This window comes from Mesorhizobium sp. M0491 (genome assembly GCF_040321265.1).
GTDB lineage: Bacteria > Pseudomonadota > Alphaproteobacteria > Rhizobiales > Rhizobiaceae > Mesorhizobium.
This window is the reverse complement of record NZ_JAMYRE010000018.1, coordinates 1-13,304: the sequence shown is the minus strand read 5'-3', so window position 1 is coordinate 13,304 and position 13,304 is coordinate 1. Positions and strand designations below refer to the sequence as shown.

Sequence of the window (13,304 nt, the reverse complement as noted above, 5' to 3'; positions counted from 1 at the left end):
TGGGGTGATCGCGGGATCATGACCAGATTCTCGAACAGAGATTGTCCGAAGACCCATCGATCTGCTGCGGCACGGCGAGTAGATCGCGCCACCAGCGTGGATGCAGCGAGACGACGATCGTGCCGTGTCGGTCGCAGACCACCAGGAAGATTTTGGTGCCCAGGATGGTCGGCGATCCATCCGGGAAGCAACTGTTAACCACTCGCTCCCTATTGCTCGGCAGACATTTCAAAGTGAGTCTTGAGAATGGAAGCCAAGCGTTTTTCCCGGGTCAATTTATCGACGGCTGCATTGCCTGATGGCCCCGAGGGGAAGCGCTTGGAGAGCATCGGCGACAGGGGTGGTCAGCGAAGTTCTTCCGCGGCAGGCGACCTTGATCGTCCGGCTCGCAAGGAGCCGGACGGCCGGCAGCCCACCACACGCCGGGCCGGCTATTCCGCACCGGTGGTCGATCTCGGCGGCAACAAGCGGCCCTATATGGAGCCGCGGGGTGGCTCGGACGATACGCCTTCGAAAATCGGCGATATCGAGAGCCCTGCCTGGCAGGAATATTTCTTCCTTGCACCCAACGTGCGTTTTACACGCACGCCGGACTATGAGGCCAGGAAGCATCGTCCGCCGCACGAGCGTGTTGTCGAACACGCCGCGACGCGCCCAGCAGAGCAAGCCGTTGCTCAATCCATGATCAACGGGGCGTCCTCCGCGCCTTCGCTACTGGCATTGCCGGCTTCGGTGAAAAGCCCTGCTTCCCAGCCGCTGGCCGGCCACGCCTCGCAAGGGTCATCACCGCCGGCTGCTGCTTTTGTTGCCCCGGGGCGCGCCAGGGAGAAGGTGCCAGCCGTTGCGCCGGTGCCGCCGAGGTCGGTCGCTACGGCACGGGCATCCGCGCGTGCGTCCGTTGCTCCGGGCGCCAAAACGACCACTTCCGAAAGGCTGCGCTGGCCATATCTTTCGGATCATGCCTTCTTCGAGGCCATGGCACCCTATCTGGTCGACGTTTCGTCGCCGGCCCGGCAGACCGGTCCAGCGTCGCCTGCACCGGTCGCCGTGGCGCCAGTGACCACTATGCCGATCGACATTCGCCCGACGACAGGGACCGATGCCACCGCATTGTTTCGTGTCATCGACTGCCTTCCGGGCCAGGTCTTGAAGCCGTTGCCGGATGTTTGGCCGGCCAATTCGAACCGGACCGTCGCCCAACCTGGCGTGCCGGCGAGCAATGCGCCGTCGCCGGTCCAGGCTGTCGCAATCCCAGCCGCCAAAAGCGATGCCGTTTCCGTGTCGGCCGCGCCAAGTGTGAACGTCCCTGCCGGGGCCGTTGGCGCCCGCTCCGCGCGCTTGCCTGGGGCTGGAAAGGTCTTGCTGTCAACCCCGGGCGATCCCTATGAGCTTCCCTCGGAAGAGCTGTTGCAGCAGCCACCGGAGGGACAAGGCTTCTACATGTCGCAGGAGCGGCTCGAGCAGAACGCCGATCTGCTGGAAAGCGTGCTCGAGGACTTCGGCGTGCGTGGCGAGATCATTCATGTTCGCCCAGGCCCGGTCGTCACGCTCTATGAGTTCGAGCCGGCGCCGGGCGTCAAATCTTCTCGCGTCATCGGGCTTGCCGACGATATCGCCCGCTCCATGTCGGCGATTTCGGCGCGGGTCGCCGTCGTGCCTGGCCGCAACGTCATCGGCATCGAGCTCCCGAACGAGATGCGCGAAACCGTCTATTTCCGGGAGCTGATCGAATCGGAAGGCTTTCGCAAGACCAGCTGCAAGCTGGCGCTTTGTCTCGGCAAGACGATCGGCGGCGAGCCGGTCATCGCCGAGCTGGCGAAGATGCCGCATTTGCTGGTGGCCGGAACCACCGGCTCCGGCAAGTCGGTTGCCATCAACACCATGATCCTGTCATTGCTCTACCGGCTGAAGCCGGAAGAATGCCGGCTGATCATGGTCGATCCCAAGATGCTTGAACTCTCCGTCTATGACGGCATCCCGCATCTGCTGACGCCCGTCGTCACGGATCCCAAGAAAGCCGTGACGGCGCTCAAATGGGCGGTGCGCGAGATGGAGGACCGGTATCGCAAGATGGCGCGGCTCGGTGTGCGCAACATCGACGGCTACAACGAGCGTGCCGCCGCTGCCCGCGACAAGGGCGAGACGGTCGTCATGACCGTGCAGACCGGCTTCGAAAAGGGCACCGGCGAACCGCTTTTCGAACAGCAGGAAATCGACCTTGCGCCGATGCCCTACATTGTCGTCATCGTCGACGAGATGGCCGACCTGATGATGGTCGCCGGCAAGGAGATCGAAGGCGCGATCCAGCGACTGGCGCAGATGGCGCGCGCTGCCGGCATTCACCTGATCATGGCAACGCAGCGCCCCTCGGTCGATGTCATCACGGGCACGATCAAGGCCAACTTTCCAACCCGGATTTCCTTCCAGGTGACATCGAAGATCGACAGCCGCACAATCCTGGGCGAGCAAGGCGCCGAACAATTGCTTGGCCAGGGCGACATGCTGCACATGATGGGCGGCGGGCGCATTTCCCGCGTGCATGGGCCGTTTGTTTCCGACGCGGAGGTCGAGCATGTCGTCGCGCATCTCAAGGCGCAAGGGCGCCCTGAATATCTGGAAACCGTGACGGCCGATGAGGACGAGGAAGAAATCGAAGACGATCAGGGCACGGTCTTCGACAAGGGATCCGTTGCAGCCGAAGACAGCGACGCGATCTACGACGAGGCGGTGAAGGTGGTGGTGCGCGACAAGAAATGCTCGACGTCCTACATCCAGCGGCGCCTCGGCATCGGCTACAACCGCGCTGCGTCCCTGGTCGAGCGTATGGAAAAGGAAGGCCTGGTCGGCACACCCAACCATGTCGGCAAGCGCGAAATCATCATGGGCCGGCGCCAGCCGGCGAGCGCGCCCGAGGGTGACGGCGCGGATTGAGCGGCAGTCTGCTTGGAGCGCACATGAAAAAGGCCGGTTGCCCGGCCTTTTCATCACAAGCGAATTGGCTTTAGCCGATCGCCATTCTCAGCCGATCTTCTGGCCGGTTTTTGCCCAGTCGGCAAGGAACTGTTCCAGGCCCTTGTCGGTCAGCGGGTGCTTGACCAGTGCCTTCAGGGTCGCCGGCGGCGCGGTCACGACATCGGCGCCGATGAGTGCCGCCTGCTTGACATGGTTCACGGTGCGCACCGAAGCGACCAGGATCTCGGTCTGGAAATCGTAATTGTCGTAGATCTGCCTGATCTCCTGGATCAGCTCCATGCCGTCGATGCCGATGTCGTCGACGCGGCCGACGAAGGGCGAGATGAACGAGGCACCGGCCTTGGCCGCCAGCAGCGCCTGGTTGGCCGAAAAGCACAGCGTGACGTTGACCAGGCGGTTCATCTCGGTGCGGATCGTCTTGCAGGCCTTGAGCCCGTCCAGCGTCAGCGGCACCTTGATGCAGACATTGTCGGCGATCTTGGCCAGAACCTTGGCCTGCTGCATCATCTCGGAATATTCGGTGGCGGTGACTTCAGCCGAGACCGGACCCTTGACGATGTCGCAAATCTCTTTGGTGACCTCGGCGATCTTGCCGCCGGATTTGAGGATCAGCGACGGATTGGTGGTGACGCCGTCGAGCAGCCCCAGATCGTTCAGCTCACGGATATCCTTGACGTCGGCGGTGTCGACAAAAAATTTCATGGCGGGTCTCCTGAAGATTTTCATGTGCATGTCATGCACATTCGGGGTCGGCCTTTGATCTAGACCAAAGTCAGGGCAAGGTCACGCCTCATGATCGAAGATTCGCCCTTTGTCGCAGCCGCACCGGTGCTGGTGCCGATGCCCGCCGAACGCCCCTACACCTATGCCGTGCCGGCCGGCATGCGCGTGGTGCCGGGCTCGATCGTGCGCGTGCCGCTCGGTCCGCGCCAGGTCGCCGGCATCGTCTGGGATGGCGCGGTCGAGAAGGTCGACGCGAAAAAGCTGCGCCCCATCGAACAGGTTTTCGACTGCCCGCCGATCGACCGCGCGATGCGCCGCTTCGTCGACTGGGTGGCGCAGTACACGCTGTCGCCGCCGGGCATGGTGGCGCGCATGCTGCTCAGGGCGCCGGAGGCTTTCGACCCCGAACCGTGGATCGAGGGATTGCAGCGCACGCTTCTCGCACCCGACCGGATGACGAGCGCCAGGCAGCGCGTGCTGGAGACGGCCGAAGGCGGCCTTGCCTGGACGCGCTCCGGCCTCGCTCACGCCGCCGGCGTGTCGTCGACGGTGATCGACGGCCTGAGGGCGCAAGGCGTGTTCGAGACCGTGATGATCCCGCCGCGCCCGGTGGTGGCCGCGCCCGATCCCGCCTACGCCACACCGGAACTGATGCCGGACCAGAGCGCCGCGGCGCAGATGCTGCGCGCCAATGTCGCAGCCGGCGTGTTCAACGTCGCGCTGCTCGACGGCGTCACCGGATCAGGTAAGACGGAGGTTTATTTCGAAGCGGTGGCGGCTGCGCTCGACCAGGGCAGGCAGGTGCTGATCCTGCTGCCGGAAATCGCGCTGACGCATGCCTTTCTCGAGCGCTTCCAGCAGCGCTTCGGCGCCAAGCCGGGTGAATGGCATTCCGACCTGCCGCCGCGGATGCGCGAGCGGGTTTGGCGGCAAGTGGCGGAAGGCGGCGTGCGGGTCGTCGCCGGTGCGCGTTCGGCGCTGTTCCTGCCGTTCAAGGAGCTTGGCCTGATCGTCGTCGACGAGGAGCACGACCCTGCCTACAAGCAGGAGGACCGCGTCTTCTACAATGCGCGCGATATGGCGGTGGTGCGCGGCCATATCGGCAGCTTTCCGGTCGTGCTGGCGTCGGCGACGCCATCGGTTGAAAGCCGGGTCAATGCCAGCCAAGGTAAATACAACAGAGCGGTGCTTTCCGCTCGCTTCGCCGAGGCGGCGCTTCCGCATCTGAAGGCGGTCGACATGCGGCGCGCGCCGCCGGCGCGTGGCGGTTTCCTGTCGCCGGTGCTGCTCGACCAGATGCGCCAGACGCTGGAGAGGCAGGAGCAGTCGCTGCTGTTCCTCAACCGGCGCGGCTATGCGCCGCTGACGCTGTGCCGGGTCTGCGGCCACCGCTTCGGCTGCCCGGTCTGCTCGGCCTGGCTGGTCGAGCATCGTTTTCGCGGCCAGCTGGTCTGCCATCATTGCGGGCACAATGAGCGCCGCCCCGAAGCCTGCCCGGAATGCGGCACGCTCGATCATCTGGTCGCCTGCGGGCCAGGTGTCGAGCGGATCGCCGAAGAGGTCGTTACGCATTTTCCCGACGCGCGCACCATCGTCTTGTCGTCGGACCTGATGGGCGGCGTAAGGCGGCTGCGGCTGGAGCTGGAGGCGATCGCCGATGGCGAGGCCGACATCGTCATCGGCACGCAGCTCGTCGCCAAGGGCCACAACTTTCCCAACATGACCCTGGTCGGCGTCGTCGATGCCGATCTTGGCCTTGCCAATGGCGATCCGCGCGCCGCCGAGCGCACATTTCAGCTGCTCAGCCAGGTCACCGGCCGCGCCGGCCGCACCGGCAAGAAGAGCCTTGGCCTGCTGCAGACTTTTCAGCCCGACCACCCGGTGATGCGGGCGATCGTCTCGGGCGACGCCGAGGCGTTTTACGAACGTGAGATCGCCGAGCGCGAACGGGCCGCACTGCCGCCCTTCGGCCGGCTCGCAGGCGTCATCGTTAGTGCGGTGACGCGGGCTGAAGCCGAAGGCCATGCACGTGGCCTGCGCCGCGCCGCGCCCGAGGCGACGGATTTGTTCGTGCTCGGCCCGGCGGAGGCGCCGCTGTCACTGCTCGGCGGCCGCCATCGCTTCCGCCTGCTGATCCAGGGCGAGCGGCGCGCCGATATGCAAGGTTTTATCAGGGCCATGCTGGCCAACGGGCCAAAACAGCGCGGTTCGGTCAGGGTGCAGGTCGATATTGATCCGCAGAGCTTTTTGTGAGTTGAACGCCGCCGGCCACTCTCGGTAAATGAGCTTATAGAGAGCGGATCAAAATTCGACGTCCCTCAATGGCGATTCATTTCGCTCAAGTTCGATGCCGCCCGGATACCGAAGCAAAAAGTCCCCGAAGTTTTTCTGGCTGTCTTGCGGATAAAGCTTTCGCCCCTCAGCAACCGGAATGACCATGGCGGTCGGCTTGCCGTTTCTCGTGATAATGGTTGGCTCGCCGTTTCCTGCGGCCCCGACGATTGCCGAGAGCCCCACCTTGGCCTGCCGAAGCTCAACAGTTTTCACTGCGACCTCCTTATGCTCTCATGTGTTTATAGTATCGGGGATCGCCCAGGAAAAGGAACAGCCCTTATGAAAACCCTCGGCCTTCTGGGCGGCATGAGCTGGGAATCGACCGCCATCTACTATCGCCTGCTCAACGAGATCGTGCGCGAGCGGCTGGGCGGCTTGCATTCTGCCAAACTCCTGCTGTGGTCCTTCGATTTTGCAGAGATCGCCGAGCGGCAGCATCACGGCGACTGGGACGGCGCCGGCGTGCTTCTCGTCGAAGCAGCGCGCAAACTCGAGGCCGGCGGCGCGGAAGGTCTGCTTTTGTGCACCAACACCATGCACAGGCTGGCCGATGAGGTGCAGGCGTCGGTGTCGATCCCGCTGATCCACATCGCCGACGCCACGGCGGTGGCGGTCAAGCGCGCCGGCATGCAGCGGCCGGCGCTGCTGGCGACGCGCTTCACCATGGAGCAGGACTTCTACAAGGGCCGGCTCGCCGACAGATTTGGATTGAGCCCTGTGGTGCCGGATGCGGCCGGGCGCGACATGGTCCATCGTGTCATCTATGAGGAACTGTGCCAAGGCATCGTCAAGGAGACTTCAAAGGCGGCTTACATAGCCGAGACCGAGCGCCTGCGCCGCGAAGAGGCGGCCGACAGCGTCATCATGGGCTGCACCGAGATCACCATGCTCATCGGCCAGCAGGACTTCGACGTTCCGGTCTTCGACACAACGCGCATCCATGCCGAGGCGGCGGTCGAATTCACGCTGGGCTGACAGGCTTCCGCAAATTGCCGGACTCCATCTGGCGTCCTTTCTTTCCTTCGCTAGAATGCCCGGAATTTCAAAACAGGCATTTCGAGGGGACGAGATGGATTTTGCGCTTCCATGGCCGACGAGCCAGGGCGAATGGCTGGCCTGGTCGAGCGCCGTCTTCACCGTGCTGCTCGGTCTTTTGTTTTTTCTGGCACCTGGTCTCGCCTTCCGTGCCCTGCGCTTGCAGGTCAAGCCAGAGAAGGCTGCCGCGATCGCCGAGGGGCGCGGCAGGATGTCGGGCTTTTATCTCGGTGTCGGCCTGTGCTGTATCCTTCTGGCGCAGCCGCTGATCTACATGGCGCTCGGCTTTTCCTGGTTGTTCACCGCCTTCGGCCGGCTGCTGTCGATGATGTCTGATGGCGCCAACACGCCTTTCAATTGGGTTTCCATTGTGCTGGAATTGGTCCTGGCGGCGTTGCCGCTCGCCTTTGCCTTCGGCTTTCTGCCTTGAATCGTTGGGTATTCCGCGATGGAAGACGGGTGACTTTCCCCGGATGCGACAATAGTGCCTGAAAACCATGCGGAACGACGCATTGCGGTCTTAAAATGCCTGTGCTAGACGGCAATCGACTTTCGGCCGGGGATAGCGGAAGCCGCGCCTCCGTGCTCGAAAAAATGCAGTAAGGTCAAAGATTTAGCCAGAGTTTTTGCTCGCGCCAACAATCTACGGCCTGTCAGACAAGAGAAAAGACGGTCCGTGGCTCAATCGTCATCGCCAATCTCAGGTGTCGCAGAACGCTATGCGGGTTCGCTGTTCGAACTCGCCCTGCAGGCAAATTCCGTGGCCAAGGTCGAAGCCGACCTCAACAGCTTCGAAGTCATGCTCGCGGGCAGCGCCGACCTTACCCGGCTGATCAACAGCCCGGTGTTCTCCAGCGAGGACCAGGCGAAGGCCATCGCGGCAATCGCCGACAAGGCCGGGATTGCCGGCCTCACTGGCAATTTCCTGCGCGTCGTCGCCCGCAACCGCCGGCTGTTCGCCATTCCCGGCATGATCAGGGCGTTCCGTCAGATATCAGCCGAACATCGTGGCGAGACCGCTGCTGAAGTGACGTCGGCTCACGAACTGACGGCTGCCCAGCAGACCGAACTCAAGGCGGCGCTGAAGAGCGTTGCCGGCAAGGACGTGGCTATCTCCGTCACCGTCGATCCGTCGCTGCTCGGCGGGCTGGTGGTCAAGATGGGCTCGCGCCAGATTGATACGTCGCTCAAAACCAAACTCAATTCGCTCAAGCTTGCACTGAAAGAGGTCGGCTGATGGACATCCGCGCCGCGGAAATTTCCGCAATTCTGAAAGACCAGATCAAGAATTTCGGCAAGGAGGCCGAGGTCTCCGAAGTCGGACAGGTGTTGTCCGTCGGTGACGGTATCGCCCGCGTCTACGGCCTCGACAATGTCCAGGCCGGCGAAATGGTCGAGTTTCCCGGCGGCATCCGCGGCATGGCGCTCAACCTCGAAGCCGACAATGTCGGCGTCGTCATCTTCGGCGCCGACCGCGACATCAAGGAAGGCGACATCGTCAAGCGCACCGGCGCCATCGTCGACGTTCCCGTCGGCCCCGGCCTGCTCGGCCGCGTCGTCGACGCGCTCGGCAATCCGATCGACGGCAAGGGTCCGATCAAGGCAGTCGAACGCAAGCGCGTCGACGTCAAGGCGCCCGGCATCATCCCGCGCAAGTCGGTGAACGAGCCGATGTCGACCGGCCTCAAGGCCATCGATGCGCTGATCCCGGTTGGCCGCGGCCAGCGCGAGCTGGTCATCGGCGATCGCCAGACCGGCAAGACCGCCATCATCCTCGACACCATGCTCAACCAGAAATCGGTGCACGACAACGGCCCCGAGAAGGAAAAGCTCTACTGCGTCTACGTCGCCGTCGGCCAGAAGCGCTCGACCGTCGCGCAGTTCGTCAAGGTGCTGGAAGAGCGCGGCGCGCTCGAATACTCGATCATCGTCGCCGCCACCGCTTCCGATCCGGCACCGATGCAGTTCCTGGCGCCGTTCGCCGGCGCCACCATGGGCGAATACTTCCGCGACAATGGCATGCACGCGCTGATCAGCTATGACGATCTGTCGAAGCAGGCCGTCGCCTATCGCCAGATGTCGCTGCTGCTGCGCCGCCCGCCGGGCCGCGAAGCCTATCCGGGCGACGTCTTCTACCTGCACTCGCGCCTGCTCGAGCGCGCCGCCAAGCTCAACGACGATCTGGGCGGTGGTTCGCTGACCGCGCTGCCGATCATCGAAACGCAGGCCAACGACGTGTCGGCCTACATCCCGACCAACGTGATCTCGATCACCGACGGCCAGATCTTCCTCGAAACCAACCTGTTCTTCCAGGGCATTCGTCCTGCGGTGAACGTCGGCCTGTCGGTCAGCCGCGTCGGTTCGGCCGCGCAAATCAAGGCGATGAAGCAGGTTGCCGGCTCGATCAAGGGCGAGCTCGCGCAGTACCGCGAAATGGCGGCCTTCGCGCAGTTCGGCTCCGATCTCGACGCCGCCACGCAGCGCCTGCTCAACCGCGGATCGCGCCTGACCGAACTCCTGAAGCAGCCGCAGTTCTCGCCGCTGAAGACGGAAGAGCAGGTCGCGGTGATCTTCGCCGGCGTCAACGGCTATCTCGACAAGCTGCCGGTCAACCAGGTCGGCAAGTTCGAGCATGGCCTGCTCAGCCACATGCGTTCGGCCGGCAAGGACGTCCTCGATGCCATCCGCAAGGAAAAGGCGCTGTCGGACGATCTGCGCGCCAAGCTGAAGGCCGAGATCGACGCTTTCGCCAAGACCTTCGCCTGAGCGAATTGCAAGACGGGATCAGGTTTGAAGCATGCCTTCATTAAAAGACCTTCGTAACCGTATCGCCTCGGTCAAGGCGACGCAGAAGATCACCAAGGCGATGCAGATGGTCGCCGCGGCGAAGCTGCGCCGTGCGCAAGAGGCTGCGGAAGCGGCGCGCCCCTATTCGGAGCGCATGGGTTCCGTGCTGGCCAACATCACCCAGGCCATCGGCGGCGGCGGCGATGCCCCGGCGCTGATGACCGGCACCGGCAAGGACGACGTGCATCTGCTCGTCGTCTGCACCGCCGAGCGCGGCCTGTGCGGCGGCTTCAATTCGCAGATCGCCCGCCTTGCCCGCGACCATATCCGCAAGCTTTTGGCGGACGGCAAGCAGGTCAAGATCATCTGCGTCGGCAAGAAGGGTTTCGACATCCTGCGCCGCGACTATGCGTCGATGATCATCGACCGCGTCGATCTGCGCGAGGTCAAGACACTCGGCTTCGTCAATGCCGATGCGATCGCCAAGAAGGTCATCCACCTCTTCAACGAGGGCGGCTTCGACATCTGCACGCTGTTCTATTCGCAGTTCAAGTCGGTGATCAGCCAGATCCCGACCGCGCAGCAGATCATTCCGGCCGGCGTTGCTTCGGCTCCGGCCGAGGCGATCGATGGCGGCAACGCCGTCTACGAATATGAGCCGGAGCCGGGCGAAATCCTCTCCGACCTCATTCCGCGCAACATCTCCGTGCAGGTTTTCCGGGCGCTGCTCGAAAATGTGGCCGGCGAAATGGGCGCCAAGATGAGCGCCATGGACAATGCGACGCGCAACGCCGGCGACATGATCAACAAGCTGTCGATCACCTATAACCGCCAGCGGCAGGCGCAGATCACCAAGGAACTGATCGAAATCATTTCGGGCGCCGAGGCGCTCTAGGCGTGGTTCGCGGGTCATCGACCCGCGATCGGACCGCGTGAGAAACAAAGGACGAAAAAGGGTAAAGACGATGGCGAAAGCAGCGACCCCCCAGAAGGCGACATCCAAGACGGCAGCCCCCAAGGCCGCAGCCGCGAAAACCGCAGCCCCCGCGAAGGCGGCAAAGGCTCCAGCAGCAGCCGCGAAGGCTGCCCCGGCCAAGGCGGCAGCACCGGCGAAGGCCGCCGCTGCCAAGACATCGGCAGTGGCCAGCAAGGCAACCGGCGTTGTCGGCAAGGTCCGCCAGGTCATCGGCGCCGTTGTCGACGTGCAGTTCGGCGATCACCTGCCGGCGATCCTGAACGCGCTCGAGACCACCAATGTCGGCAACCGACTGGTGCTCGAAGTCGCCCAGCACCTGGGTGAAAACACTGTGCGCTGCATCGCCATGGACTCGACCGAAGGTCTGGTTCGCGGCCAGGAAGTGCGTGACACCGGCGCGCCGATCACCGTGCCGGTCGGCCCGGGCATGCTCGGCCGCATCATCAACGTCATCGGCGAGCCGGTCGACGAAGAAGGCCCGGTCGACGCAACCGAAATGCGCTCCATCCACCAGCCGGCTCCGACCTATGTCGAGCAGTCGACGGAAGCCCAGATCCTGATCACCGGCATCAAGGTGCTCGACCTGCTGGCTCCCTACGCCAAGGGCGGCAAGATCGGCCTGTTCGGCGGCGCCGGCGTCGGCAAGACCGTGCTGATCCAGGAACTGATCAACAACATCGCCAAGGCGCATGGCGGCTACTCGGTGTTCGCCGGCGTCGGCGAGCGCACCCGCGAAGGCAACGATCTCTATCACGAGTTCATCGAATCCGGCGTCAACAAGAAGGGCGGCGGCGAGGGCTCCAAGGCCGCACTCGTCTATGGCCAGATGAACGAGCCGCCGGGCGCGCGCGCCCGCGTCGGCCTGACCGGCCTGACGGTTGCCGAATATTTCCGCGACCAGGGCCAGGACGTGCTGTTCTTCGTCGACAACATCTTCCGCTTCACGCAAGCGGGTTCGGAAGTGTCGGCTCTGCTCGGCCGCATCCCGTCGGCCGTCGGCTATCAGCCGACGCTCGCCACCGACATGGGCGCGCTGCAGGAACGCATCACCACAACCACCAAGGGCTCGATCACGTCCGTGCAGGCCATCTATGTGCCCGCCGACGACTTGACCGATCCGGCGCCGGCGACCTCGTTCGCCCACCTTGACGCGACGACGACGCTCAACCGCGCCATCGCCGAAAAGGGCATCTATCCGGCCGTCGATCCGCTGGATTCGACCTCGCGCATGCTCGACCCGCTGGTCGTCGGCGACGAGCATTATGGCGTCGCGCGCCAGGTGCAGTCGATCCTCCAGCGCTACAAGTCGCTGCAGGACATCATCGCCATCCTGGGCATGGACGAGCTGTCGGAAGAGGACAAGCAGACCGTGGCCCGCGCCCGCAAGATCGAGCGCTTCCTGTCGCAGCCCTTCTTCGTCGCCGAAGTGTTCACCGGCGCGCCGGGCAAGCTGGTCGATCTCGCCGACACCATCAAGGGCTTCAAGGGCCTCTGCAACGGCGACTACGATCACCTTCCCGAAGCCGCCTTCTACATGGTCGGCGGCATCGAGGAAGCGGTCGAGAAGGCACAGCGCCTGGCGGCTGAAGCGGCTTAATTTAGGGAATAGGGAGTAGTCAGTAGTGAGCAGGGAATAGCAGCTGCGTGATGTGGGCCGGTTAGGACCACTTACTACTGCCTAGTTCCTATTCCCTACTCACTAAATTGATCATGGCTGAAGCTTTCAAATTCGAACTGGTCTCGCCGGAGCGCCTGCTTGTTTCCGAGCAGGTCGAATCCGTCGTCATTCCGGGCGCCGAGGGCGAGATGACCGTGATGGCGCATCACGCGCCGGTCATGACCACGATCAAGCCGGGCGTCGTCACCGTGAAGACCGCGGCGGGCGGCGAAGAGCGCTATGTGGTGTTTGGCGGTTTCGCCGACATCGTTCCGGCCGGCTGCACGCTGCTGGCGGAATCGGCTGTCGCGGTGAAGGATGTCGACCGCGCCGATCTCGCGCGCCGCATCCAGGAAGCCAGGGAAGACGCCACTGATGCCAAGGACGACGAGGCTCGCAGCAAGGCGGAACAGTTCCTTAGCCAGCTCACCACGCTGGAAGGCGCCATCCTGCCGGCGTAAGGCCTGAGCGCAGACTCTGGAATTCATGCCCTCACATTGGTAGCGCGCAGGACGGGCGTTCTGTCGCGATCCTTCGCGCCCCCCTCTGTCCTGCCGGACATCTCCCCCACGAGGGGCCTGTTGCAAAATTGTGTGGATGTGGTTCCCTGTTTTTGAAACGGGGATCTTGCGATGACGACGAAGCCGAGCGGTCAGTTCAGTTTTGTGGAGGCTCTGCTGCCGCAGGGTCTTGGTCGGAGCGGTCGCCTGGACCGGTTGTCGTTGCTGGTGAATTGGTATCGCTTCGAGAAGATCCTGGCACGGCTGCGCTCGCCGGCCGGACCAGGCCGGCCTGCCTACAATTCGTTGGTGATGTTCA

12 protein-coding genes and 1 pseudogene are annotated in these 13,304 nt (G+C 63.6%); 10 read left to right on the top strand and 3 right to left on the bottom strand.

Annotated features, from left to right (window positions below):
* Window positions 1–16 precede the first annotated feature (16 nt).
* On the bottom strand, window positions 17–202 hold the full coding sequence (locus tag NKI69_RS22625; protein ID WP_352722552.1) for a hypothetical protein: 186 nt from the start codon (window positions 200–202) through the stop codon (window positions 17–19).
* A gap of 44 nt (window positions 203–246) precedes the next feature.
* On the opposite strand from NKI69_RS22625, the gene NKI69_RS22620 reads away from it, so the two are divergent.
* Window positions 247–2,931, top strand: coding sequence for a DNA translocase FtsK (locus NKI69_RS22620; RefSeq protein WP_352722551.1), 2,685 nt, complete (start codon window positions 247–249; stop codon window positions 2,929–2,931).
* 87 nt (window positions 2,932–3,018) lie between these two features.
* Here the strand turns inward: NKI69_RS22620 and fsa are convergent, their stop codons facing one another.
* Window positions 3,019–3,675 (bottom strand): fructose-6-phosphate aldolase, encoded by a 657-nt coding sequence (gene fsa / locus NKI69_RS22615; RefSeq protein WP_023811751.1) that lies wholly within the window; start codon window positions 3,673–3,675, stop codon window positions 3,019–3,021.
* 90 nt (window positions 3,676–3,765) lie between these two features.
* On the opposite strand from fsa, the gene NKI69_RS22610 reads away from it, so the two are divergent.
* Entirely contained in the window at window positions 3,766–5,949 is a 2,184-nt protein-coding gene (locus NKI69_RS22610; RefSeq protein WP_023811752.1) for a primosomal protein N', read from the top strand.
* 48 nt (window positions 5,950–5,997) lie between these two features.
* On the opposite strand, the gene NKI69_RS22605 is transcribed toward NKI69_RS22610, so the two are convergent.
* Window positions 5,998–6,243: a type II toxin-antitoxin system Phd/YefM family antitoxin gene (locus NKI69_RS22605; RefSeq protein WP_023811753.1), complete on the bottom strand. Its 246-nt coding sequence runs from the start codon at window positions 6,241–6,243 to the stop codon at window positions 5,998–6,000.
* Between the two features lie 66 nt (window positions 6,244–6,309).
* Here NKI69_RS22605 and NKI69_RS22600 point away from each other — a divergent pair, with 66 nt between their 5' ends.
* The 8 genes and pseudogenes from NKI69_RS22600 to NKI69_RS22565 all read left to right on the top strand — a co-directional run.
* Complete coding sequence (locus tag NKI69_RS22600; RefSeq protein ID WP_023811754.1) at window positions 6,310–7,005, top strand: aspartate/glutamate racemase family protein; 696 nt, start codon at window positions 6,310–6,312, stop codon at window positions 7,003–7,005.
* 94 nt (window positions 7,006–7,099) lie between these two features.
* Window positions 7,100–7,495: an AGROH133_08824 family phage infection protein gene (locus NKI69_RS22595; protein WP_013529034.1), complete on the top strand. Its 396-nt coding sequence runs from the start codon at window positions 7,100–7,102 to the stop codon at window positions 7,493–7,495.
* Between the two features lie 246 nt (window positions 7,496–7,741).
* Window positions 7,742–8,302: a F0F1 ATP synthase subunit delta gene (locus tag NKI69_RS22590; protein ID WP_292567210.1), complete on the top strand. Its 561-nt coding sequence runs from the start codon at window positions 7,742–7,744 to the stop codon at window positions 8,300–8,302.
* Window positions 8,302–9,831: a F0F1 ATP synthase subunit alpha gene (atpA, locus tag NKI69_RS22585; RefSeq protein ID WP_023811756.1), complete on the top strand. Its 1,530-nt coding sequence runs from the start codon at window positions 8,302–8,304 to the stop codon at window positions 9,829–9,831. The genes NKI69_RS22590 and atpA overlap by 1 nt, the downstream gene beginning before the upstream one ends.
* Window positions 9,832–9,862: 31 nt before the next feature.
* Window positions 9,863–10,747 (top strand): F0F1 ATP synthase subunit gamma, encoded by an 885-nt coding sequence (locus NKI69_RS22580; RefSeq protein ID WP_127261419.1) that lies wholly within the window; start codon window positions 9,863–9,865, stop codon window positions 10,745–10,747.
* 70 nt (window positions 10,748–10,817) lie between these two features.
* Entirely contained in the window at window positions 10,818–12,425 is a 1,608-nt protein-coding gene (atpD, locus tag NKI69_RS22575) for a F0F1 ATP synthase subunit beta (RefSeq protein WP_352554300.1), read from the top strand.
* Window positions 12,426–12,538: 113 nt separating this feature from the next.
* A complete protein-coding gene (locus NKI69_RS22570; RefSeq protein WP_127413902.1) occupies window positions 12,539–12,946 on the top strand; it encodes a F0F1 ATP synthase subunit epsilon in 408 nt (135 codons plus the stop codon).
* A 171-nt stretch (window positions 12,947–13,117) separates the two neighbouring features.
* Window positions 13,118–13,304: pseudogene (locus tag NKI69_RS22565) on the top strand (IS5/IS1182 family transposase); the annotation flags it as partial.